Annotated in this window: 1 protein-coding gene; it reads left to right on the top strand. The window is 58.6% G+C overall.

What is annotated here, in order from left to right:
- The coding region (locus J5M71_RS27305) for a DsbA family oxidoreductase (RefSeq protein WP_207838654.1) at positions 1 to 502 on the top strand (502 nt) is incomplete at its 5' end.
- Positions 503 to 507 lie beyond the last annotated feature (5 nt).

Genomic DNA, 507 nt, shown 5'->3' with positions numbered 1-507 from the left:
GGCCGAGGGCGAGCACGCCATCAAGCACATGATGCGCAAATACGGGCGCAGCGCCGAAGAAGTCGCCTCGCGCAATGAAATGATCGTCGCGCGCGGCAAAGCCATCGGTTTTCAGTTCGACCTGGAAAAGCGCAGCCATTTCTACAACACCTTCGACGCCCATCGCCTTCTGCTCTGGGCCGTGCAGGAAGGCCGCCAGGTCGCGCTGAAGAAAATCCTGATCGAGGCTTATTTCACCAATGGCGAGAACCCCAGCGACCACGAAACACTGGTGCGCCTGGCCGGTGAAGCGGGACTTTCTACCACCCGCGCCCGCGAGATTTTGACTAGCGAGGCGTTCGCTCTCGAGGTCCGTGAACTTGAAAGTTTTTACCTTCAGCGCGGGATCAACTCGGTCCCGGCCATGGTACTGAACGGTCGTCAGTTGGTGTCCGGATCGCTATCCGTCAAGGAATACGAACAAATCCTCAGGCAAGTGGCACGAGAGTGCGCCGTAGCCTGACAAAG

The sequence above is a fragment of the Pseudomonas sp. 43(2021) genome, assembly GCF_017490805.1.
Classification (GTDB): Bacteria; Pseudomonadota; Gammaproteobacteria; order Pseudomonadales; family Pseudomonadaceae; genus Aquipseudomonas.
This window is presented reverse-complemented; position numbering and strand designations above follow the sequence as displayed.